The organism is Bacillus sp. ABP14 (assembly GCF_001831375.1).
Lineage (GTDB): Bacteria > Bacillota > Bacilli > Bacillales > Bacillaceae_G > Bacillus_A > Bacillus_A paranthracis.
Map to the genome: position 1 here is coordinate 1,096,351 of NZ_CP017016.1, position 20,506 is coordinate 1,116,856.

At 36.8% G+C, this 20,506-nt stretch carries 16 protein-coding genes; 13 read left to right on the top strand and 3 right to left on the bottom strand.

Annotated elements, in window-relative coordinates; translation table 11 throughout:
- The first annotated feature begins 116 nt into the window (after nt 1–116).
- From BGI23_RS29045 to aceA, 7 genes are all read left to right on the top strand, one after another.
- Nucleotides 117–908 carry a methyl-accepting chemotaxis protein gene (locus BGI23_RS29045; protein ID WP_472926141.1) on the top strand — a complete coding sequence of 264 codons (792 nt, stop codon included), beginning with the start codon at nt 117–119 and terminating at the stop codon, nt 906–908.
- A gap of 210 nt (nt 909–1,118) precedes the next feature.
- Nucleotides 1,119–2,021, top strand: coding sequence for a DMT family transporter (locus tag BGI23_RS05700; RefSeq protein ID WP_083322668.1), 903 nt, complete (start codon nt 1,119–1,121; stop codon nt 2,019–2,021).
- Nucleotides 2,022–2,105: 84 nt separating this feature from the next.
- A complete protein-coding gene (locus BGI23_RS05705; protein WP_070805462.1) occupies nt 2,106–2,777 on the top strand; it encodes an S-layer homology domain-containing protein in 672 nt (223 codons plus the stop codon).
- A 411-nt stretch (nt 2,778–3,188) separates the two neighbouring features.
- On the top strand, nt 3,189–3,848 hold the full coding sequence (locus BGI23_RS05710; RefSeq protein WP_070805463.1) for an S-layer homology domain-containing protein: 660 nt from the start codon (nt 3,189–3,191) through the stop codon (nt 3,846–3,848).
- A gap of 339 nt (nt 3,849–4,187) precedes the next feature.
- Nucleotides 4,188–4,847, top strand: a complete 660-nt coding sequence (locus BGI23_RS05715) for an S-layer homology domain-containing protein (RefSeq protein ID WP_000726288.1) — start codon at nt 4,188–4,190, stop codon at nt 4,845–4,847.
- Between the two features lie 189 nt (nt 4,848–5,036).
- Nucleotides 5,037–6,626 carry a malate synthase A gene (aceB, locus tag BGI23_RS05720; protein ID WP_070805464.1) on the top strand — a complete coding sequence of 530 codons (1,590 nt, stop codon included), beginning with the start codon at nt 5,037–5,039 and terminating at the stop codon, nt 6,624–6,626.
- 174 nt (nt 6,627–6,800) lie between these two features.
- A complete protein-coding gene (gene aceA / locus BGI23_RS05725; protein ID WP_000787354.1) occupies nt 6,801–8,078 on the top strand; it encodes an isocitrate lyase in 1,278 nt (425 codons plus the stop codon).
- A 318-nt stretch (nt 8,079–8,396) separates the two neighbouring features.
- Here the strand turns inward: aceA and BGI23_RS05730 are convergent, their stop codons facing one another.
- On the bottom strand, nt 8,397–9,188 hold the full coding sequence (locus BGI23_RS05730; protein WP_070805465.1) for a phosphotransferase: 792 nt from the start codon (nt 9,186–9,188) through the stop codon (nt 8,397–8,399).
- Nucleotides 9,189–9,540: 352 nt separating this feature from the next.
- Here BGI23_RS05730 and cspA point away from each other — a divergent pair, with 352 nt between their 5' ends.
- On the top strand, nt 9,541–9,744 hold the full coding sequence (cspA, locus tag BGI23_RS05735; protein ID WP_000301518.1) for an RNA chaperone/antiterminator CspA: 204 nt from the start codon (nt 9,541–9,543) through the stop codon (nt 9,742–9,744).
- A gap of 336 nt (nt 9,745–10,080) precedes the next feature.
- On the opposite strand, the gene BGI23_RS05740 is transcribed toward cspA, so the two are convergent.
- Both BGI23_RS05740 and BGI23_RS05745 read right to left on the bottom strand, forming a co-directional pair.
- A complete protein-coding gene (locus BGI23_RS05740) occupies nt 10,081–10,299 on the bottom strand; it encodes a hypothetical protein (protein WP_070805466.1) in 219 nt (72 codons plus the stop codon).
- A gap of 308 nt (nt 10,300–10,607) precedes the next feature.
- Complete coding sequence (locus BGI23_RS05745; protein WP_070805467.1) at nt 10,608–10,793, bottom strand: hypothetical protein; 186 nt, start codon at nt 10,791–10,793, stop codon at nt 10,608–10,610.
- A gap of 284 nt (nt 10,794–11,077) precedes the next feature.
- Between BGI23_RS05745 and BGI23_RS05750 the strand changes: the two genes are divergently transcribed.
- From BGI23_RS05750 to addA, 5 genes are all read left to right on the top strand, one after another.
- Nucleotides 11,078–11,659, top strand: coding sequence for a competence protein ComK (locus tag BGI23_RS05750; RefSeq protein ID WP_070805468.1), 582 nt, complete (start codon nt 11,078–11,080; stop codon nt 11,657–11,659).
- A gap of 273 nt (nt 11,660–11,932) precedes the next feature.
- The gene (locus BGI23_RS05755; protein WP_000347516.1) at nt 11,933–12,526 is read left to right on the top strand and encodes a TVP38/TMEM64 family protein; all 594 of its coding nucleotides are present in this window, start codon (nt 11,933–11,935) and stop codon (nt 12,524–12,526) included.
- Nucleotides 12,527–12,582: 56 nt separating this feature from the next.
- Entirely contained in the window at nt 12,583–13,146 is a 564-nt protein-coding gene (gene lepB, locus BGI23_RS05760) for a signal peptidase I (protein WP_000751898.1), read from the top strand.
- A 116-nt stretch (nt 13,147–13,262) separates the two neighbouring features.
- Nucleotides 13,263–16,778, top strand: coding sequence for a helicase-exonuclease AddAB subunit AddB (gene addB, locus BGI23_RS05765; protein ID WP_070805469.1), 3,516 nt, complete (start codon nt 13,263–13,265; stop codon nt 16,776–16,778).
- Nucleotides 16,775–20,500, top strand: a complete 3,726-nt coding sequence (gene addA / locus BGI23_RS05770; RefSeq protein ID WP_070805470.1) for a helicase-exonuclease AddAB subunit AddA — start codon at nt 16,775–16,777, stop codon at nt 20,498–20,500. The genes addB and addA overlap by 4 nt, the downstream gene beginning before the upstream one ends.
- Nucleotides 20,501–20,506 lie beyond the last annotated feature (6 nt).

The following is a 20,506-nucleotide window of genomic DNA, read 5'->3' on the forward strand; positions in this document are numbered from 1 at the left end:
TTCAGCTTTTATTCCAACATGCAGACGGAGTGGTATCTGCATCAGAAGTATCTAGCAGTGCGGCGAAGAAAATAACGATGGATATTGAAGAAGTTGCTAATGGTGCAGAGAGCCAAATGCAAGCAATGGAACAAACTGCAGGTGCGATGGAAGAGTTGACACAAGGAATGCAGAGTATAGTGAATACATCATCATCTGTAAATGAATTGTCTGCTCAGTCAGCATTAGATGCAGAGAGTGGTAATAAGTTAATGAAACAAATGATTCAACAGATGAATATAATCCAAAATTCAGTACATAGCGGTGTTAAACAAGTAGAGACTATGAAAGAACAATCAGAAGAAATTGTTAAAATCATTGATGTTATGCAAGCTATTGCCTCTCAGATTAACTTATTAGCATTAAATGCCGCAATTGAGGCCGCCCGTGCTGGGGAAAGTGGTAGAGGGTTTGCAATTGTGGCAGATGAAGTACGGAAATTAGCGGAACAATCTAGTAATTCTGCAAAACAAATTGAGAAGCTTATTACTCAAGTTATGGGAACAACGAGCCATACCGTAGATATGATGGGGAAAGTAGATAATGAGGTACAGGCAGGTACACAAGTAGTAATGCATACAGAAAAAGTATTTGGAAAAATTACAGAAAAAGTACAGCAAGTGTCTGAGCAAATTCAAACGGTATCTATGTCTACAGATGAAATTGCAGCGAGCAGTGAGGAGATTTCGGCTTCTGCAGAAGACATAGCTCAAATTTCCCAAAGATCATCTGACCGAACTGATAGGGTAAAAGAGTCTATTCAACAACAAGAAAAATCTGTTCAAGAGATTTCGGTTTCAATTGGACATATGCATAACGCAGCAGGAGAATTAAAACAAATAGTTTCCCAATTTACTCTTCAAAAGTAGTAGTATATTTAAGTTTTAATATAGAGAAATTCCTCTCAATAATAAAAAAATCATCCTATAAAAAAAGGATGATTTTTTTATGGGAATTTTATGCGGATTTCACTTGTTATATTCTAATTTTTTACAATTTTCCGATTGTAATATATAATAATACGTAATGTTTTGGAGAGTATTCATTTGTAAAAGATAGTTTATAGGAGGAGAGAAAGGGTGTTCAATAAAAGATCAATGCCGGCTATAAAAATGATCCTTTCGATGTCTATTTTCGGATCAATTGGATTTTTTTCTGTTCAAACAGGTTTACCGTCTTTCGAATTAGTATTCGTTCGTTGCATTTGTGCGACTATATTTTTAGCATTATGTTGGCTCGTAACAGGACAATATAAAAGTGAGCAATGGAATAAAAAAGAAGTCATGCAAATATTAGCATGCGGTGTATTTCTCGTTTTTAACTGGGTATTTCTATTTAAAGCATTTGAAGTTATGTCGATTACAATTGCAATTTCAGTTTATCATCTAGCACCCATTATCGTATTAATGATTGGTAGTATCGTATTTAAAGAGAGACTTACAATGTTTGCTGTTTTGTCCATTGTCATTTGTTTTATCGGTACAGTGTTAGTGGCTGGAGTAGATGGAAGTCTATCACTTGAAAAACTGATGTCATCTGGCATGGTATGGGCACTACTTGCGGCACTATTTTATGCTTTTACTACTTTACTAGGAAAAGGAATTAAGCATACGAGCGCATATGCGATGACATTTTTACAAACATTTTTAGGTATATTTTTATTGCTACCATTCGTAGACTTTGGCAAGTTTCAAGGGTTAACAGAGATGAACTGGATGATGATTACAGCGACAGGTCTTATACATACGGGATTTGTATATTACTTATTTTTTGACAGTTTAAGAGATTTATCGACGAGATTAATTTCTGTATTAGTGTTTTTAGATCCTGCGGTTGCAATACTATTAGATACAGTCTTTACCGGGTTTAGACCGACTAGTATGCAAATAGTAGGAATTGTTCTTATATTTGTTGGAATGGCATTTACTTTTCGAAAAACGAAGGATGAAAAAATAGTAGTAGAAGAAAAATTATATTCTTAATTGTAAATAATTAGGTTGAAATGAATTTATAATTTTCAGATTCATTGTATAATATAATTTGCAGGGAAATAAAGGAAAAGGTAGATGAGAGAGATGAAAAAGCTAGTAAAGATAGCGACATCGTTAGCACTAATGGGAGGAATATTTGTAGGTGCAAATGGTGTGTCTGCAAATACAGGTATTATCCAAAAATCTAGTCCTAATATTATGATAAAGTTTGATGATGTAACAACAGATCATTGGGCATATGATGAAATTACAAATTTAGTACATCATCGCATTATGTATGGCTATGGAAATGGTAAGTTTGGGACGGAAGATAATATAACACGTGAACAAGCGGCAGCAGTATTGTACCGCGCACTTCATGTGAAAAGAAGTGCGACTATTGGAAATCCATATGGAGATATTAGTGCGAAATCAACCATGTTTCTTTACGAAATTTTACGCTTAACACAGCTTGGTATTTTTAAAGGAGACGAAAATGGGAATTTCCGTCCGAAAGATACATTGACTCGTGCAGAATTAGCACAAATTTTAACGAAAGCATATGAGTTGAAAACAAAGAGTCCACATACATTTACAGATATACCAGAAAATCATTGGGCAAGGGATGCAATTAGCGCATTGCAGTCTAATAAAGTAGCGGTAGGAACAGGAGATGGCAAGTTCCAGCCTGAAATGCTCGTTACACGTGGGCAATTTGCAAAGTTTTTACAACGATCAATTGATAATTCTCCAGGGAAAATGGAATAGATAAAGAGAAAGCTCATAATTTGTGGAAGAGGTATCTTTCGCTCATTATGAGCTTTTGTTAATAGAGAGGCTACTATTGTCGTATGTTGTAGTTAAGTCGATATAATTGCATTTTTTGTCTAGAAAATGAACTCTTAAAACGTGAAGGATTTCTTTTGAAAAAAGTAGAATATTTATATTATAGAAACACCTTTACATGAATACAGGAAAGAAAATTAGTTTGCGTACAATTCGGTATAAAAATTGAAATTGAGAGCGAATTGGCTCTCCTTTAGTAGTGATTTTCACAATAATAGATTTTTTAAATGTAATATATTGCATAAATGGTGCAAAGGCAACATATGTAATATTGGAAAGGATTTCAGTCTATTATTTTCCGTTTTTTAAAATGGAGGTAAAGGGGAGAGGGCAATGAAGAAGAACATGTTACGTATAATGGCAACGGTAACTATTATGGGTGGTTTGTTTGTAAGTACGAATGTTCCCAACGTAAAAGCAGAAGAATATCCAGAAATGATTGTGTTTGATGATGTTCCAGTAAACTACTGGGCATATGACGATATAATGGATGTAGTATACAATAAAGTAATGTTAGGGTATGGAAATGGTAAGTTTGGTGTAGGTGATAATGTAACAAGAGAACAAGTAGCAGCAGTGCTGTATCGTACATTGAATTTGAAAAGGGAAGGACCTTTAAAAAATCCATACAAAGATATTTCTGAGAGAGCAACAATGTTTTTAGATGAAATTTTAGTATTAACAGAGCATGGTATTTTTAAAGGTGATGAAAAAGGAAACTTTAGACCAACTGCACCAGTAACACGCGCAGAAATGGCACAAATTCTTACGAATGCATTTACATTTGAGGTGAAGAAGAACCATACATTTAAAGATGTACCAAATAATCATTGGGCAAAAAATGCGATTAGTGCACTACAGTCTAATCATGTCATAGTAGGAACAGGAAATGGGCAATTTGAACCGAATAAAGTTGTAACACGTGAGCAATATGCAACGTTTTTAAATAGAGCTGTTTTTTATTTTCCAGTAAAAGATGAAGATTATGAATGAAAGTTAAAGTATAAGGACGTTTAAGTTATATTAATATAATATATATTAAGAAAAAAGCGCGGGAATTCCACGCTTTTTTCTTATTTAAAATTATTTGTAATTATATCGATTTTCTATTCGTAATTTAGTTTTTCGATTTTAGTGGATAAGAAGAGATTGAATAAAGTGACTTTTTATTGTTTAAATATACGTTTTAGTAACTTTATTGTTAATAAAGTGTAAATAAAAGTATATGAAATATAGTTCATAAATTAGACAAAAATCACATGGAAATAATATTGTTACGCTTCCATTAATTCTTTATATTAGAAAAAAATATGTTTTTAGGGAGAGAATACTTTGAAGAAAAAGTTTTTAAAAGTAGCAACAGCTTTAACAATTATGGGTGGAGTGGCATTTAGTGCTGAAGGGACAACAGCAAAAGCTGAATTAGCTGCAAAGCCACAGCAAGCAAGTCAGGCATTCTTTAAAGATGTACCAGCAGGACATTGGTCTTATGAAGCAATTCAAACTTTAGCAGAACAAGAAATTATGCTTGGTTATGGAAATGGTGTGTTCGGTTTTGGACATAACGTAACACGTGAACAAGTAGCCGCTTTAATTTATCGCACAATGGATTTCAGTGAAGTATTCGAGGAAGGCGATATTCTTGAAAATCCATATAAAGATATTAATGAAAGATCAACAATGTTCTTAGAAGAAATTTTAGTATTAACAGAATTAGGTATCTTTAATGGTGATGGAACTGGAAACTTTAGACCGAAAGATACATTAACACGTGCAGAAATGGCACAAGTGCTTACAGTAGCATATGAGTTAGAAGTAAAAGAAACAAAAGGATTTAAAGATGTACCAAAAGGACATTGGGCAGAAAATGCGATTAATGCAGTAGGTTCAAATGGTATTTCGGTAGGAGATGGAAAGGGTAACTTTGCTCCAAACATGAAAGTAACACGTGAACAATATGCGCAATTCTTATTTAAAACAATTTTTGAATAAATAATAGAACAAGAAGCTGGTGTTGTATAACACCGGCTTCTTTTTTATGTGTAATACCGGTGGAAGAATACAGTTTTACAAAAAAACAATTAAATTTTCAAAAAAAACTTCCTTTTCTGAAGATTTGTTATATAATATAAAACATAAAATCAAATCTGTTATAAAACAGTTTAAAAAGGGGATGCTAATATGTCGACGCAAACTTCACGGGTTACATTGCCCGGAGAAATGTTGCCAGCGTACAACGAAATATTGACACCTGAGGCGCTTAGTTTTTTGAAGGAACTACATGGAAATTTCAATGAGCGCCGCATAGAACTTTTACAAAAGCGTGCGGAGAAACAAAAGAGAATTGATGCAGGGGAGTTTCCGAAGTTTTTAGAAGAAACGAAGCACATACGTGAAGCTGATTGGACAATTGCTAAATTGCCAAAAGATTTAGAGGATCGCCGCGTAGAGATTACTGGCCCAGTAGATAGAAAGATGGTTATTAACGCTTTAAATTCAGGAGCAAATCTTTTTATGGCGGATTTTGAAGATTCGAATTCACCAACTTGGGAAAATACGATTGAAGGTCAAATAAACTTACGAGATGCAGTAAAGGGAACGATTTCACATAAAAATGAAAACGGAAAAGAATATCGTTTAAATAGTAAAACAGCAGTATTAATTGTGCGTCCAAGAGGATGGCATTTAGAAGAAAAACATATGCAAGTTGACGGAAAGAATATGTCTGGTAGCTTAGTAGATTTTGGACTTTATTTTTTCCATAATGCGAAAGCTCTTTTAGCAAAAGGAAGCGGTCCATACTTTTACTTACCGAAAATGGAAAGCCATTTAGAAGCAAGGTTATGGAATGATGTTTTCGTATTTGCTCAAAAATATATCGGTATTCCAAACGGAACGATTAAAGCAACAGTATTATTGGAAACGATTCACGCTTCGTTTGAAATGGATGAAATTTTGTATGAACTTAAAGATCATTCTGCTGGATTAAATTGCGGAAGATGGGATTATATTTTTAGTTTTTTAAAGGGTTTCCGTAATCATAATGAATTTTTACTTCCAGATAGAGCGCAAGTCACGATGACGGCGCCGTTTATGCGCGCGTATTCTTTGAAAGTCATTCAAACGTGTCATCGTCGTAATGCACCAGCTATTGGAGGAATGGCAGCACAAATTCCAATTAAAAACAATCCAGAAGCAAATGAAGCAGCTTTTGAAAAAGTACGTGCGGATAAGGAGCGCGAAGCTTTAGACGGTCATGACGGGACTTGGGTTGCCCACCCGGGACTTGTACCAGTCGCGATGGAAGTATTTAATCACATTATGAAAACGCCGAATCAAATTTTTAGAAAACGTGAAGAAATACATGTTACAGAAAAGGATTTATTAGAAGTACCAGTGGGAACGATTACAGAAGAGGGTCTTCGTATGAATATTAGCGTAGGTATTCAATATATCGCATCTTGGTTAAGCGGACGGGGAGCAGCACCAATTTATAACTTAATGGAAGATGCAGCAACAGCGGAAATTTCTAGGGCACAAGTATGGCAATGGATTCGCCATGAAGGTGGAAAATTAAATGATGGCCGTAATATTACACTTGAATTAATGGAAGAGCTAAAAGAAGAAGAGTTAGCAAAAATAGAAAGAGAGATTGGTAAAGAAGCCTTTAAGAAAGGGAGATTCCAAGAGGCGACAACGTTATTTACAAATCTCGTTCGGAATGATGAATTCGTACCATTTTTAACATTACCGGGTTATGAAATTTTATAAAGTGAAACTTTAATCAGTGGGGGGAGGGGTATCCCCCATTGATTATCAGCCCTCACCAATCGGACTTTTACGGGCAGTTGGCTCCCACCTAACTTCCTTGTATTCGCTGAATTTTGAGGTGGGAGTCTTACAGCCCGTTAATGTGGGATGAAAAATGAAAAGGGGATGGAACAAATGAAAAACGAAAGAATCGAGAAATTACAAGAGAGCTGGGAGTTAGATACGCGCTGGAAAGGGATCACACGTCCATATTCGGCAGAAGATGTAATTCGCCTGCGCGGGTCAATTGATATTGAACATACGTTAGCGCGCCGCGGTGCTGAAAAGCTGTGGGCGTCGCTTCATACGGAAGATTATATTAATGCACTTGGCGCATTAACAGGAAACCAAGCGATGCAGCAAGTAAAGGCTGGGTTAAAAGCAATTTATTTAAGTGGATGGCAAGTAGCAGCAGATGCAAACCTTTCTGGACATATGTATCCAGACCAAAGTTTATATCCAGCAAATAGCGTACCTGCTGTAGTAAAACGAATTAATCAAACGCTTCAACGTGCGGATCAAATTCAGCATATGGAAGGAAGCGGTGATACAGATTATTTCGTACCAATTGTAGCAGATGCAGAAGCTGGATTTGGCGGACAATTAAACGTATTTGAGCTAATGAAAGGTATGATTGAAGCAGGCGCATCTGGTGTACACTTTGAAGATCAATTATCTTCAGAGAAGAAATGCGGTCATTTAGGTGGAAAAGTATTACTACCAACGCAAACAGCGGTACGTAATTTAATTTCGGCACGCCTTGCTGCAGACGTAATGGGAGTGCCGACAATTATTGTTGCAAGAACAGATGCGGATGCAGCAGATTTAATTACGAGCGATATCGATCCTGTTGATAAAGCGTTTATTACAGGAGAAAGAACACCAGAAGGATTTTACCGTACGAAAGCAGGTCTTGATCAAGCGATTGCACGTGGTTTAGCATACGCTCCTTATGCAGACCTCGTTTGGTGTGAAACATCTGAACCAAATTTAGAAGATGCAAAACGATTTGCGGACGCAATTCATAAAGAGCATCCAGGGAAATTGCTTGCATACAATTGTTCACCTTCATTTAACTGGAAACAAAAACTAGATGAGAAAACAATTGCGAGCTTCCAAAAAGAAATCGCATCTTACGGTTATAAGTTCCAGTTCGTAACACTTGCTGGATTCCACTCATTAAACTACGGCATGTTCGAATTAGCACGCGGCTATAAAGAGCGCGGCATGGCAGCGTACTCTGAACTACAACAAGCAGAATTCGCAGCAGAAAAACACGGCTACTCTGCAACTCGCCATCAACGAGAAGTAGGAACAGGTTACTTTGATGAAGTAGCACAGGTGATTACAGGTGGTACTTCATCAACGACAGCATTAAAAGGATCTACAGAAGAAGCACAATTTACGAAATAAAGTGAAACTTTAATCAGTGGGGGTTTTCTTCATCCCCCACTGATTATTAGCCCTCACCAATCGGACTTTTAGGGGCAGCCCGACCCCCACCTAAATTCTTTGCTTTCGCTGCATTTTGAGGTGGGGGTCTTACTGCCCATTAAAGCGGGATAAAAGGAAGGGGCCCCCTTTTTGAAGGGTGCCCCTTATTATTTTTCGAACGATTCGAGGAGTAAATAAAAATATATCGACGATTTTTTCGATATATCTATCATAACTTAAAATATATCAACGATTCGAAAAAGGATATCGACTTACCGACAAAAAAAGACAATATGATTAAATCCACTCAGCTCCATAATCACGAATAAACTGCATATCTTTCTCGTAATGCTCTAAATGTCCTTCATCAATCATTCTTTGGAAATTTACGTCGCCTTCTTGTGCTTTTCTTTTCATATACGTACATAACGCTTCTAGGCGTAGTAGTACCATACCTATGTAATCTTCGTCCATACTTTTCCCGTAGGACTGAACAAACAATTTCACTCTTTCTTTCATGCGATCAGCATGTTGCGGCGATTCATAATGAACTGCCTCGCCTGATTCTGTATAATACACTCTACTTAAAGGCACACAAGTATACAGTGTATAAGCGATATCCCAAATTCTTGGTCCGGGAGCAGCAACATCGAAATCAATAATACCTACTGGTTTCTCGTTATTAAATATAATGTTATATATAGCAAAATCATTGTGGCATAAAACCTCAATGTTATTTGGGGTATGGTCCATAGGTTTCCAATCATCTAATAACGGAAAGTCACTTACAGCATCATGATAAAGGCGAAGCATCTTTGCTATTTCTTTTAACACATCATTAGATCGCATATATTCTTTTAAAGGATAATTTCCAGCATCTCCTTCAATAAAAGATAAAATCTCTCTATTTTTCTCATCTATACCTAAAAACTTTGGAGCATGATGAAACCCTTTCTTTTCTAAGTGTTGTAATAACGTATGGATTTTTGAACTGCCTGGCTTTAATTCTCTCCGAACAGTATTTTTAGAACGATATACGTTTGATACGTTTCCACCAGTTAGTTTTTCTTCGTTGGCGTAGTTTGACATTTCATCCCCTCCAGTAAGTGCTGTCAGATTACATTTTAACACTTAGAAAAAGGAATATAGTGGCATTCGAAAGATTTGTTTATTTTTATTCAAATAAGATATTGATAATTGCATACGTGATTTAATTTGTCAGTTATTTTCAAAAAAGATTGTACATTTTATTTTAATGTGCTATGATAATGTCAGTTGAATAGTTAAATTAAGCAATCCATATATTATCAAGTGCTGGAAACGAACGAGAAAAAGTATGTGAGAACTAGTTTATGTTTCGTATTTGATAATGTGTGGATTCTTTTTTTAGATAGGAAAACTAAAAATTTAAAAAAATGTATTTTCTTAGGAGGAAATAATTATGGCAGTAACAGGACAAGTAAAATGGTTTAACAACGAAAAAGGCTTCGGTTTCATCGAAGTTCCAGGCGAAAACGATGTATTCGTACATTTCTCTGCAATCGAAACTGACGGTTTCAAATCTCTAGAAGAAGGTCAAAAAGTTAGCTTCGAAATCGAAGATGGCAACCGTGGACCACAAGCTAAAAACGTAATCAAACTATAATTTTATAGTTTATTATGGAAAAAAGGATGGCTGCTGCCATCCTTTTTTTGTTGTGGAGAAAGTCTTTCCATCTTAAAATTCGACGGGAGACCAACTGCTTGTTAACGCTCAATTATTGAGGGCTGAATAAAGTTTTACTTTCTAAACGAGAAAGTAAAACTTTATTTGTTCTTAATTTTTTCTTTGCAATTCATTTTTTATCCCGCTTTAACGGGCAGTAAGATCCCCACCTCAAAATTCAGTGGAAGCAAAGAAGTTAGGTGGGGGATCAACTGTCCGTAAAAGTCCGATTGGTGAGGGCTGATAATCAGTGGGGATGAACAAAACCCCCACTGATTAAAGTTTCACTTTATTTGTTGTTCTGTCTATATCTGAAATGGGTAAATCTGCGCCATATAGGCTTTGAGTATCATCTTTTTTGTTAGCATTGTTGTTAGAATTTTGTTCGTCTTGAGATGATGTTTCTAACATTTGTTCTTGCTCCTTACTAGGGGTATTCAGAGCATCTGATGGGACGCTATTAATCTGTTGGCTTAATAGACTTTTTTTCTCCATATTATACAGCTCCTTTTTGGAATTAGATAAAAAACGAATGTAATCATAAATAATCACTTACATATTTTGTGTTTTGAAGTGGAATTATATACAAAACTTATATTGCAGATTTAACGAGTTAAAAAGTTGCTAGTGATGTATAAAGGTGAAGTTCTTAATAAAAATGGGTAACACGTACAAGTACTTTTTAACGTAGTGGATCATTTTTAATCATGTTTTTTGTATGTATTAATATTAAAAAGGGGATACAAGCATACCCGGAAGAAAATAGGAAGAAGAGCAAAAGGCTTTCCAAAATAGAAAGCCTTTTACTCTTCTTTTTCAACTTTTTTCTTCTTGCGTTTCTTACATTCAGAGCATTTCGATTTACGAAAAGGCTTTACAAAAAATAATAGAATGAAAAATAAAGCGAATATAATGCTAGCTGAGTTGTTCACGATCACAATGCTGCTATTTTTCATGTGAATCGTTGGTTGCATTTCTTTTTCTTTCATAGTGGACCTCCATATATTGGATTTTTATTTTAATTATAGCAAAGTTAATTGTCTTAATGATGCGAAATGAGGAAGTAGTTGTAAATATTTATAGGTAGTATAAATAGATTTTGTATAGGTTTATTTTTATAAAAACAATATATTTTTATTTTATAATTTAAAAGGTGTTTGACAAATAATAAAGTATTGTAAAAAAGCGGAATCTGTAAGCCATTTCCTTTTCATAGATGCTAAAATTATACATGCAGCTGCTAATATAAATAGAAAAAAGGAGATAGTGGAATATGGAAAGTAAAGTAGAACGCTACGTCGAAAACTATGTTGTAAATAAAAATACAATGGCCTTACTTCCTGTAATTCTCAGTGAAAAGAAAATTGTTACGCGAGTTGTTGAAGTGCAAGACTCTTTTTTCGTATTTCAAAAACCTCTAGATATTATAGAAAGAAGTTGTCGCAAGCATGGTTCTAGTTTCTTAGGCAGAAAAGAAGGAACGAAAGAGTTAACTCACATTACACATAAAGCACCAATTGCGATTAGTCCGACCGATCAACTTTATTTTTTCCCTACCTATTCGTATTCTAGAAAAGAGTGCGCGTGGTTATCTCATTTTTATATTGAAAGCAATAAAGAATTAAAAGATGGAAACCTTATTATTCGATTTATAAATGGCTTTGCGGTGAAGTTAGAGATATCGAAAACTAGCTTTGAAAATCAACAAAATCGTACAGCAAAATTGCGTACTGAGTATGAAGATCGTAGGAAAAAACAAGGGAATCCTTGTTTTAAAGAGGTTGATAAAAATGAAGAATCTAGATTAAAACCAGCATATGAGAGTGTGTATTTTGTGAAAGAAGAAGAGGTGTGAAAGGATGGGGAACCCCCATCCTTTTTATTTCTTAGTAAGTGGATATATTGGAGAAATCGCAAATGCAAAAAAAATCCATTTCCTAAATAACCAAGTTCACGACACGTCCTGTCGAATATTGATAGATTATCATAGCATAATAATGAAGGAATTCTAATGAAAGATATGGAAACTTAATAATTACATCTCCATATGTCGTATCTACCATTTCCTCTTTCATATAGGCAATGATACAGTAGAGGTAGTACTTAGAGTAAAGGGGTAAAGTGTAGAATGGATTTTCAGACAATCAAAGAGTATTTTTCACCAGAAAATATGGATCATATTGTTGAAAGCTATAAAGCGTTCGGACCACTTCTTGGTATTGGGTTACCGATGATAGAGGCGCTAATTCCAGCATTGCCACTTATCGTATTTGTACTGGCGAATGCTGTTGCATTTGGATTTTGGCTCGGTTTTCTTTATTCTTGGCTTGGATCAGTAATGGGTGCCTTACTTGTTTTTTTCATAATCCGCCATTTTGGCCGAAGTCGTTTCTTTTCTTTTGTGAATAAGCATGAGAAAGTACGAAAGGCAATGGGATGGATTGAAAGGAAAGGGTTCGCGCCGATTTTCGTCATCTTTTGTTTTCCGTTTACACCGTCTGCGCTTATAAATGTTGTTGCTGGTCTATCACGCATTAGTGTAAAACAGTTTGGCCTTGCGCTCGCGTTCGGAAAGCTTGTGATGATTTTTATTTTAACGTATATCGGTCATGATTTAATGTCATTTATTCATAATCCGGTAAAATCAGTCATTGTAGCGATTGGTATTTTTATTTTATGGTATGTCGGTAAGAAAATTGAAGTAAAGTTAGAACTGCATTAAGAATAGTCTTCTTTGTAAAGGAAAGCTTCATTATTAAAGGATAAGGGGAGAAGCGGATGAAGAAAACTTTGAAAAAAGAAGGCATAGAGTGGATACGAACAATTTTAATTGGTGTATTATTAGCTGTATTTTTTCGAACGTTTTTCTTTTCAACGTATGTTGTAGAGGGGAAGTCAATGATGCCGACATTGCAAGATGGCAATATGCTCGTTGTAAATAAGGTGAGTTATCAAGTGGGGGACTTGAATAGGTTTGATGTTGTTGTATTTCATGCGAACAAAAAAGAGGACTACGTAAAACGAATTATCGGTTTACCTGGGGATCATATTGAATATAAGCATGATAAACTATATATAAACGGACAATTCGTGGATGAACCTTATCTAGAGAAATATAAGAAAGAGATACATGGACGACAACTAACAGGTGACTTTACGCTAGAAGAGTTAACGAAGGAAAAAACGGTGCCACCTGGATATATTTTTGTAGTAGGTGATAACCGCCTCGGGAGCTGGGATAGTAGACATTTTGGTTTTGTAAAAGCTGATACAGTTGTCGGTAAAGTTGATTTACGATATTGGCCAATTCAAGAGGTGCAAACGAATTTTTCAAAAGGTTGATATAATAGGTGGAAGTATAGAAAAAGACAAACTACTCCGTTTGTCTTTTTTCGTGTCCTATAATACAATTATAGTAGCAAACTAACGTTCGTTATGTAAGTGAAAGGTGGGGTTACATGTCACTTCGATTTGTGATTGGTAGAGCGGGAAGTGGAAAAAGTACACTTTGTTTACACGAAGTGCAAGAAGAGTTAAAGCAGCGTCCAAGAGGGGAAACAATATTATATCTTGTGCCAGAACAGATGACATTCCAAACGCAGCAGGCGTTAATTGGTAGTGAGGATGTTAGAGGTTCTATTCGGGCACAAGTTTTTAGTTTTTCACGATTAGCGTGGAAAGTATTGCAAGAAGTTGGCGGAGCGAGTCGTCTTCACATTGATGAAGCGGGCGTACATATGTTACTTCGTAAAATTGTAGAGTCTCGTAAAGATGGATTATCGGTATTCCAAAAAGCAGCGGAGCAAAATGGTTTCTTTGAACATCTTGGCAGTATGATTGCGGAGTTTAAAAGATATAACGTGACACCATCAAACGTATATGAAATGTGGCAACAATTAGATGCACATAGTAGCAGTGCTGAACAAAAGCTATTAGCGAATAAAGTGTATGATTTACAGTTATTATATGATGATTTTGAACGTGCTTTAATCGGAAAGTACTTAGATTCAGAAGACTATCTGCAATTGCTAGTGGAAAAGCTTCCGCAGTCTGAATATGTAAAGGGAGCTGAAATTTATATAGATGGCTTCCATTCGTTTTCACCGCAAGAACTAGAAATTGTAAGACAGCTTATGATTTGCGGTGCGAGAGTGACAATTACATTAACGATAGATGAAAAAACGTTAGCGCAGCCAGTAAATGAACTAGATTTATTTTATGAAACGACGTTAACGTATGAAAAAATAAAACAAGTAGCGCGTGAAGAGAAAATAGAAATTGAAAAAACGATTCCGCTTATGGAACAACCGCGTTTTCATTCTCCAGCATTAGCGCATTTAGAAGCTCATTATGAAGCGCGTCCGAATGAGAAATTTAACGGGGAAGCAAGTGTAACGATTCATACAGCCGCGAATTTACGAGCTGAAGTAGAAGGCGTTGCTCGTGAAATTCGTAGACTTGTGGCAGATGAAGACTATCGTTACCGAGATATTGCAGTTCTTCTTCGGAACGGAGAAAGTTATTACGATGTAATGCGGACTCTATTTACAGATTATAATATCCCGCACTTTATCGATGAAAAACGCCCGATGTCACATCATCCGTTAGTAGAATGCATTCGTTCTGCACTCGAGATTATTAGCGGGAATTGGCGTTATGATGCAGTATTTCGCTGCGTGAAAACAGAGCTTTTATATCCATTAGACGTAAGAAAAGAAACGATGCGCGAAGAAATGGATGAGTTTGAAAACTACTGTTTAGCATACGGTGTACAAGGGAAAAGATGGACTTCTGAAGATCCGTGGATGTATCGCCGCTATCGTTCTCTTGACGATACGAACGGGATGATTACAGACAGTGAACGTGAAATGGAAGAGAAAATAAATCGATTGCGTGACGTTGTAAGAACGCCTGTTATTCGTATGCAAAAAAGACTGAAGCGTGCGGGAACGGTTATGCAAATGTGCGAAGCTGTTTACTTATTTTTAGAAGAGCTTGACGTTCCGAAAAAATTAGAAGCATTACGTATTCGTGCAGAAGAGAGCGGAGATTTCTTATTTGCGACAGATCATGAACAAGTATGGGAAGAAGTAATGAGTCTTCTTGATACGTTCGTTGAGATGCTTGGCGAAGAAAAAATGTCACTTTCTATGTTCACAGACGTTATGTCGACAGGTCTTGAGGCGCTTCAATTCGCAAACATTCCGCCGTCATTAGACCAAGTGTTAATTGCGAATATTGATCGTTCTAGATTATCAAATGTGAAAGCAACATTCGTCATTGGAGTGAATGAAGGTGTGATTCCAGCAGCACCGATGGATGAAGGTATGCTTTCTGATGAAGAAAGAGATGTTCTTAGCGCTGCAGGTATTGAACTCGCACCAACGACGAGACAAACTTTATTAGAAGAACAGTTTGTTATGTACCAAATGGTAACGAGAGCAACTGAGAAATTATACATTTCATGCCCGCTTGCAGATGAGGAAGGAAAGACGTTACTTGCTTCTAGCTTTATTAAGAAAATAAAAAGAATGTTCCCTGATGTGAAAGATACATTTATTACGAACGACGTAAATGATTTATCACGTTCGGAACAAATTTCATATGTAGCAACACCAGAAGTAACGTTGTCATATGTTATGCAGCAACTTCAAACGTGGAAGCGATATGGATTTGAAGGCAACTTAGACTTTTGGTGGGACGTATATAATTTCTACGTTACTTCAGATGAATGGAAGCAAAAAAGTAGCCGCGTATTATCAAGCTTATTCTACCGAAATCGTGCGCAAAAGCTAAGTACAGCTGTAAGTAGAGATTTATACGGAGATAAAATAAAAGGAAGCGTTTCTCGTATGGAATTATTTAACCGTTGTGCGTACGCTCATTTTGCGCAGCACGGTTTATCGTTAAGAGAGCGTGATATTTTCAAACTGGATGCGCCAGATATCGGAGAGCTCTTCCATGCAGCGCTGAAGAAAATTGCGGACAGGCTATTACGTGAAAATCGTACTTGGGCGGATTTATCAATAAAAGAGTGTGAGCATCTTTCTGCTGTAGTAATAGAAGAGATTGCACCGTTATTACAAAGACAAATTTTATTAAGTTCAAACCGTCATTTCTATTTAAAACAAAAACTACAACAAATCATTTTCCGTACGTCAATCATTCTTCGTGAGCACGCGAAATCGAGTGGTTTCGTACCAGTTGATTTAGAAGTACCATTCGGTATGGGCGGTACAGGATCGCTTCCGCCAATGGAATTCTCATTACCAAATGGTGTGAAGATGGAAGTAGTTGGCCGTATTGACCGTGTTGATAAGGCAGAAGATGAAAATGGAACATTCCTACGTATTATTGACTATAAATCAAGCTCAAAAGCGTTAGACTTAACGGAAGTGTATTACGGATTGGCACTTCAAATGTTAACGTATTTAGATGTTGTTACTTCAAATGCACATACGTGGATGAAAAAAGGCGGTACAGCATCACCAGCGGGTGTATTGTATTTCCACATTCATAACCCAATTGTTGAGGTGAAAGGTGACGCATCTGAAGCAGAAATTGAAAAGGAAATTTTAAAGAAATTCAAAATGAAAGGTCTCGTATTAGGAGATGCTGACGTTGTTCGTTTAATGGATAACAAACTTTCAACAGGAAGCTCTGATATTATTTCTGCTGGTCTGAAAAAAGACGGTAGCTTTAGTGCGCGTTCAAGTATTGCAAGTGAACAAGAGTTTAACGTCCTGCAAAAATATGTACACCATACGTTTGAAAATATCGGAAAAGACATTACAGAAGGTGTGATCGATATTGCCCCTTACAAAAAAGGAAATAAAGCGGCGTGTACGTTCTGTAACTTCAAATCGGTTTGTCAGTTCGATGAATCACTTGAAGATAACCAATTCCGTACGCTAAAAGATATGAAAGATAGCGAAGCGATGGAGAAAATTAGAGAGGAGGTTGGCGGAGAATGATAGAAAATTGGCCTAAAAAACCAGAAGGTAGTCAGTGGACAGATGACCAGTGGAAAGCCGTTGTAGCGAACGGGCGTGATATTTTAGTTGCGGCTGCAGCAGGATCAGGGAAAACAGCAGTATTAGTTGAACGTATTATTAAAAAGATTATTAATGAAGAGAATCCAGTCGATGTCGACCGCCTGCTCGTTGTAACATTTACGAATGCAGCGGCGCAAGAGATGAAAAACAGAATTGGGGAAGCGTTAGAAAAAGTATTAATTGATGAGCCTGGCTCTCAGCACATCCGAAAGCAGCTGAGCTTATTAAATAAAGCTTCCATTTCAACGATCCATTCCTTTTGTTTACAAGTTATTAGAGGATACTATTACATGCTTGATGTTGATCCTCGTTTCCGCATTGCGAATCAAACCGAAAATGAATTGTTAAAAGAAGAAGTGTTAGATGACATATTAGAAGAAGAGTATGGAATAGAAGATAATACGATATTCTTTGAACTCGTTGATCGTTATACGAGTGACCGTAGTGACGATGATTTACAACGTATGATTTTAGCGCTTCATACAGAATCAAGAGCGCATCCAAATCCGGAAAAATGGCTCGATAAATTAGTAGAAGCATATGACGTAGAAGGAAAGACAATTGAAGATTTAGTGTATGCTTCTTATTTATTAGAAGATGTAAGATTCCAGCTTGAAACAGCGGAACAGCATATTCGTAAAGCGACGGAACTCGCAATGCTTCCTGACGGTCCAGCGCCTCGCGTTGAAACGCTGCAAGCAGATTTAGCTTTACTTGGAACGTTATCATCAGCTGCTCGTGAATCGTGGACAAGCGTGTATGAAGCGATGCAAAACGTATCGTGGCAAACGTTAAAGCGCATTAAGAAAAGCGATTATAACGAGGATGTTGTGAAACAAGTAGACTCTCTTCGTAATAAAGCGAAAGATGAAGTGAAGAAATTACAAGAAGAGCTATTTAGTCGCAAACCTGAAAGTTTCTTACGAGATTTTCAAGATATGCATCCTGTATTAGAAAAGCTCGTTCAACTTGTAAAAGTATTTACAGAGCGTTTCCAAGCGATGAAGCGAGATAAAGGCATGGTCGATTTCACAGATTTAGAGCATTTCTGTTTACAAATTTTAAGTGAGCAAAGTGAAGATGGTGAAATGAAACCGTCAGCTGTAGCACTTCAATATCGTAATAAATTTGCTGAAGTATTAGTCGATGAATATCAAGATACGAACTTCGTACAAGAATCAATTATTAAATTCGTAACGAAAGATTCTGAGAGTGAAGGAAACTTATTCATGGTTGGTGACGTGAAGCAGTCGATTTATCGTTTCCGACTAGCAGAACCAGGATTATTCTTAGGAAAGTATAAACGTTTCACACAAGAAGGATTAGGCGGCGGAATGAAAATTGACTTAGCGAAAAACTTCCGTAGTCGTCATGAAGTGTTAGCGGGTACGAACTTTATTTTCAAACAAATTATGGGCGAAGAAGTTGGAGAAATCGATTACGATGCTGACGCTGAATTAAAGCTAGGTGCTAGCTATCCAGAAGGTGAAGATGTAGCAGCTGAACTATTGTGCATTCAGCAAACAGAAGAAGAAGTAAGCGATGGTGAAGAAGGTGCGGAAGTAGAAAAAGCACAGCTTGAAGCACGTCTTATGGCGCAGCGCATTAAAGCGATGGTTGATTCAGGTTATGAAGTGTATGATCGTAAAACGGATAGTATGCGCCCTGTACAATACCGTGACTTCGTTATTTTACTTCGATCCATGCCGTGGGCACCGCAAATTATGGAAGAGTTAAAATTGCAAGGAATTCCAGTATACGCTGATCTTGCGACTGGTTACTTTGAAGCGACAGAAGTAAATATTATGATGAACGTATTCCGCGTTATTGATAATCCGATGCAAGATATTCCGCTTGCAGCCGTACTTCGTTCCCCAATCGTTGGATTAAATGATGAAGAACTTGCAACGCTTCGTGCTCATGGGAAGAAAGGATCGTTTTATGAAGTAATGAGCTCATTCTTAAAAGGGGCACCGCTTGAAGAAGAAAAAGAACTACATGATAAATTAGAGTGGTTCTATAACTTACTGCAAGGATGGCGTGAATTTGCACGCCAACAGTCACTTTCTGATTTAATTTGGAAAGTATACGGTGAGACAGGTTATTACGATTTCGTTGGCGGTTTACCAGCTGGAAAGCAAAGGCAAGCAAACTTGCGTGTACTATATGACCGCGCAAGACAATATGAAGCAACGTCGTTTAGAGGATTATTCCGCTTCTTGCGTTTTATTGAGCGTATTTTAGAACGCGGTGATGATATGGGTACGGCGAGAGCTTTAGGTGAACAAGAAGATGTCGTTCGCATTATGACAATTCATAAAAGTAAAGGACTTGAGTTCCCAGTCGTATTTGTAGCTGGACTAGGTCGTCGCTTTAATACACAAGACTTAATGAAACGTTTCTTACTGCATAAAGACTTCGGTTTCGGTTCACAATTTATTGATCCACGTAAACGAATTAAATATACGACATTATCGCAACTTGCGATTAAGCGTAAAATGAAAATGGAATTAATTGCGGAAGAAATGCGCGTATTATACGTAGCGTTAACACGTGCAAAAGAGAAGTTAATTTTAATTGGAACAGTTAAGGATGCAAATAAAGAAATGGAAAAATGGCTTGATGCGAGGGAGTATAGTGAATGGTTATTACCAGATCACATACGTGCCGGAGCGTCCTGCTACTTAGACTGGATTGCACCTTCATTATATAGGCACCGTGATAGTGAAATACTTCTTGAATTAGGACAAGGAAGTGTTCCAGATGAAATTTATGGGTATGACACTAGCTGGAAAGTAGAAGTTGTTGACGGTAACACGTTACTCGCGCCAGAACCGGTTCAAGAAGAGAAACAAGAATTGTTAGAAGCACTTCGTGAGAAAAAGGCCGTTCCCCTGCAAAGTGAACGGAAAGAAGAGGTGTACGATAGATTAATGTGGAAGTACGGATATGAGGAAGCGACATCTCATCGTGCGAAGCAATCTGTTACAGAAATAAAGAGAAATTATCAATCTGAAGAAGGTAGCGATAATGCCTTTATTAAAAAATTACGTGCACCAATTCAAACACGTCCTCGTTTTATGGAGAAAAAGGGATTAACATATGCAGAGCGCGGAACAGCAGTACATGCCGTTATGCAGCATGTTGATTTGAAGAAGCCGATTACAGAAGAAGTGATTCGGGAGCAAATTGCTGGAATGGTAAATAAAGAATTATTAACATTCGAGCAGGCGGAAGAAATTGCGATTGAAAAAGTAATTTCATTCTTTGATAGTGACCTAGGTAAAAGGGTATTAGCGGCGAAAAGTGTTGAGCGTGAAGTACCATTTACGATGATGCTTGCAGCAGAAGAAGCATATCAAGATTGGCAAGGGAAGAGCGGGGAATCCATTCTTGTTCAAGGGGTTATCGACTGTATGATCGAAGAGGAAGACGGTATTACTTTAATCGACTTCAAAACGGATACGATTGCAGGAAAATTCCCAGGTGGATTTGATCAAGCGAAACCAATTTTAGAAGAGCGATATAAAGTACAACTTTCGTTATATGCAAAAGCGCTCGAGAAAAGCTTACAACACCCTGTGAAAGAGAAATGTTTATACTTCTTTGATGGCAATCATGTTGTAAAAATCGAAGAATAGAGGAAC

Coding starts and splice junctions, on each gene's coding strand:
- BGI23_RS29045 (WP_472926141.1), top strand. CDS start 117: ATGCAAGCAATGGAACAAACTGCAGGTGCGATGGAAGAGTTGACACAA.
- BGI23_RS05705 (WP_070805462.1), top strand. CDS start 2,106: ATGAGAGAGATGAAAAAGCTAGTAAAGATAGCGACATCGTTAGCACTA.
- BGI23_RS05710 (WP_070805463.1), top strand. CDS start 3,189: ATGAAGAAGAACATGTTACGTATAATGGCAACGGTAACTATTATGGGT.
- aceB (WP_070805464.1), top strand. CDS start 5,037: ATGTCGACGCAAACTTCACGGGTTACATTGCCCGGAGAAATGTTGCCA.
- aceA (WP_000787354.1), top strand. CDS start 6,801: ATGAAAAACGAAAGAATCGAGAAATTACAAGAGAGCTGGGAGTTAGAT.
- BGI23_RS05730 (WP_070805465.1), bottom strand. CDS start 9,188: ATGTCAAACTACGCCAACGAAGAAAAACTAACTGGTGGAAACGTATCA.
- cspA (WP_000301518.1), top strand. CDS start 9,541: ATGGCAGTAACAGGACAAGTAAAATGGTTTAACAACGAAAAAGGCTTC.
- BGI23_RS05740 (WP_070805466.1), bottom strand. CDS start 10,299: ATGGAGAAAAAAAGTCTATTAAGCCAACAGATTAATAGCGTCCCATCA.
- BGI23_RS05745 (WP_070805467.1), bottom strand. CDS start 10,793: ATGAAAGAAAAAGAAATGCAACCAACGATTCACATGAAAAATAGCAGC.
- BGI23_RS05750 (WP_070805468.1), top strand. CDS start 11,078: ATGGAAAGTAAAGTAGAACGCTACGTCGAAAACTATGTTGTAAATAAA.
- BGI23_RS05755 (WP_000347516.1), top strand. CDS start 11,933: ATGGATTTTCAGACAATCAAAGAGTATTTTTCACCAGAAAATATGGAT.
- lepB (WP_000751898.1), top strand. CDS start 12,583: ATGAAGAAAACTTTGAAAAAAGAAGGCATAGAGTGGATACGAACAATT.
- addB (WP_070805469.1), top strand. CDS start 13,263: ATGTCACTTCGATTTGTGATTGGTAGAGCGGGAAGTGGAAAAAGTACA.
- addA (WP_070805470.1), top strand. CDS start 16,775: ATGATAGAAAATTGGCCTAAAAAACCAGAAGGTAGTCAGTGGACAGAT.